The organism is Streptomyces tauricus (genome assembly GCF_014650955.1).
Lineage (GTDB): Bacteria > Actinomycetota > Actinomycetes > Streptomycetales > Streptomycetaceae > Streptomyces > Streptomyces tauricus.
Map to the genome: position 1 here is coordinate 1 of NZ_BMVY01000090.1, position 3,111 is coordinate 3,111.

At 69.3% G+C, this 3,111-nt stretch carries 3 protein-coding genes; 2 read left to right on the forward strand and 1 reads right to left on the reverse strand.

Annotated elements, in window-relative coordinates; genetic code table 11:
* Positions 1-57: 57 nt before the first annotated feature.
* Positions 58-570 carry a pep a2 gene (locus tag IE278_RS41645; RefSeq protein ID WP_189780235.1) on the reverse strand — a complete coding sequence of 171 codons (513 nt, stop codon included), beginning with the start codon at positions 568-570 and terminating at the stop codon, positions 58-60.
* Between the two features lie 314 nt (positions 571-884).
* On the opposite strand from IE278_RS41645, the gene IE278_RS41650 reads away from it, so the two are divergent.
* Positions 885-1,175: a DUF5133 domain-containing protein gene (locus tag IE278_RS41650; protein ID WP_189780237.1), complete on the forward strand. Its 291-nt coding sequence runs from the start codon at positions 885-887 to the stop codon at positions 1,173-1,175.
* Positions 1,176-1,242: 67 nt separating this feature from the next.
* The coding region (locus IE278_RS41655; protein WP_246571852.1) for an alpha-1,4-glucan--maltose-1-phosphate maltosyltransferase at positions 1,243-3,111 on the forward strand (1,869 nt) is incomplete at its 3' end.

Genomic DNA, 3,111 nt, shown 5'->3' on the forward strand with positions numbered 1-3,111 from the left:
ACCGCGCGCGTTCGGCCCGGCGCCGCGTCCGTGCGGTGCGGGCCGAACGGCGCGGCGCTACTCGGCCGTCGCGCCCACGAGCGGCCCCTCCGGCGCCGGTCCCGCGAGGACCGGTACCGGCAACTCGCGGGGCGTGCCCCGGGATTCCCGCAGGCTGGGCGCGGGAGCGGACGGAACCAGCGGCGCCCGCTCCATGGCGCGCGCCCGCCGGGAGAACCAGACGATCCGTCCGCCACTGCCCGTGGCACAGCACCCCCAGCCGTCGCTCAGCGCGGTGACATGCGCCAGCCAGCCCCGCGTCGCGGCTTCCGGGTGGGACTTCCCGTCGATGTCCGCGATCGCGGTGATGAGGTGCTGGCCGTTCCACCACATCTCGAGCGTGGTGTTCTTGTCCGTCGCGTGCGCGTCGATCGTCCGCAGCAGCAGTTCCGCGCAGTGGCAGACGGGCTCGACGAGGTTCTCCAGATTCCAGTACCGGAGGTGGGCGGCCAGAATGCGCCTGACCTGATCGACCCGTTCCGGACTGACCTCCACGTCGAGGTGGTAGTAGCAGGGCACTACGGTCTTCATCGTCGTTGGCTCCTCACCGGCAACCGGCGAAGCTCTCGCTCCTCCGCGCCCCCCCGGGGGGGGCGAGCTCTGCATGCAGAGCGTGAGCAGTGATCGCTTCTGAGTCATTTCCCAGAGTGCGAGCGGTACTCCATTCGTGCAACCCGAGCGACGGCCCAATGTCGTTGAAGCGACAACAGGACGTTGAGTGTCTGCACGTGCACCATGAGTGAAGGTGTCGGCCGCCGTAGTCGGTCGATACCTCCGCGTGCACGGTCATCACGCACATCCGGGCGAACCGTGCGCATCCGAGGGAATGGAAGGTGACCAGTGAGATGCTGCTGCCTGCCAAAGACGAGGTCGCCAGGCTGCTGGAGCTGTACCGGGCCTGGGAACGCATGATGCTCGCGGCCCCCGCCGACCACGGCGCGCGAGGCAATTTCGAGGACACGGGCTACACGCTCTGTGTCCTCATGGGCAAACGCTGCGCGCGTGAGGCGGTTCACGCCGCCGAGCGCTATCTGTCGGCCACTTCGGCCCGGCGCCGCGAACGGGCCGAACACGGCCCGCCGATCGGCGCGTTTCCGGGGCATTCCGACGGCCTCGCGGTGAGCCCCGCGACCTAGGAAGAGCCCTCCATCCCGTGGGCGACCACGGACCTGGACAAGGACATCGACGACGGAGATGAATCACATGACCGAGAACCCGGCCGGCGGCCACGTCCCCCCTGTTGGCCGCACGACCGTCGTTCAGATCGGCCGCGTCCCCGTCGTCGACGTCCGTCCGGCCGTCGACCGCGGCAACCGTCCCGCCAAGGCGGTGGTGGGCGAGACCTTCCAGGTCAGCGCCACCCTGTTCGGCGAGGGCCATGACGTGGTCGGCGCGAACGTCGTCCTGCGCGGCCCCGACGGGCGCACCGGCCCGTGGACCCCCCTGCGGGAGCTGGCCCCCGGTACGGACCGCTGGGGCGCCGACGTCACTCCCACGGCGGTGGGCGAGTGGACGTACTGGGTGGAGGCGTGGTCGGACCCGGTGTCCGCCTGGCGTCGGTCGGCCCGCATAAAGATCCCGGCCGGCATCGATGTGGGCCTGGTCCTGGAGGAGGGCGCCGAGTTGTACGAGCGGGCCGCCTCCCATGTGCCGCGCGACGCCGGCCGAGCGGCGGTCCTGACCGCCGCGGACGCCCTGCGCGACGATTCCCGGCCCCCGTCCGCCCGTCTCGCCGCCGCCCTGACTCCGGACGTGGACACGGCACTCGCCGGGCACCCGCTGCGGGAGCGGATCACCCGGTCGGCCCCGCTCCCCCTGTTGGTGGAACGGGAGCGGGCGCTGTTCGGCTCCTGGTACGAGTTCTTCCCGCGCTCGGAGGGCGCGGTGGTCGAGCCCGGGAAGCCCCCGGTCAGCGGCACCTTCCGGACGGCGGCCCGGCGGCTGCCCGCGATCGCCGAGATGGGCTTCGACGTGGTGTACCTGCCACCGATCCACCCCATCGGTACGACCTTCCGCAAGGGCCCCAACAACAACCTCTCGGCGAACCGCGAGGACGTCGGTGTGCCCTGGGCGATCGGCTCACCGGAGGGCGGCCACGACGCCGTCCACCCCGACCTCGGCACGATCGAGGACTTCGACGACTTCGTGCGCCGCGCCGCGGAACTGGACCTGGAGATCGCGCTCGACTTCGCCCTCCAGTGCTCACCGGACCACCCCTGGGTGGAGAAGCACCCGGAATGGTTCCAGCACCGGGCGGACGGCACGATCGCCTATGCGGAGAACCCGCCGAAGAAGTACCAGGACATCTATCCGATCGCCTTCGACGAGGACATGCCGGGCCTGGTCGAGGAGACCCTCGGCATTCTGCGCTTCTGGATGAGCCACGGAGTACGCATCTTCCGTGTCGACAATCCGCACACGAAGCCGGTCATGTTCTGGGAAGAGGTGATCGGGGAGATCAACCGCACCGATCCCGATGTGATTTTCCTGGCCGAGGCGTTCACCCGCCCGGCGATGATGCACACGCTCGGCGCGATCGGTTTCCAGCAGTCGTACACGTATTTCACCTGGCGCAACACCAAGGAGGAACTGACCGAATACCTCACCGAACTCTCCGGTGACGCGGCCGCCCATATGCGGCCGAACTTCTTCGTCAACACCCCTGACATCCTCCCCGAGTTCCTTCAGCACGGCGGGCGGCCCGCTTTCGAGATCCGGGCCGTGCTGGCGGCGACGCTCTCGCCGACCTGGGGGATGTACGCGGGATACGAGCTGTGCGAGAACACCGCGGCACGAGCCGGTACCGAGGACTATCTCGACTCGGAGAAATACCAGCTGCGGCCACGGGACTGGGAATCCGCCGAGCGGGCGGGCACGTCCATCGCACCGCTCATCGGTTCGCTGAACAGGATCCGGCGGGAGCATCCCGCACTGCGCCGGCTCCGGAACATCCACTTCCACGAGGCCGACAACGACGCCGTGATCGCGTACAGCAAGCGTGACGGCACGGACACGGTTCTGGTGGTCGTGAACCTCGACCCCCACCACACCCAGGAAGCCACCATCTCGTTG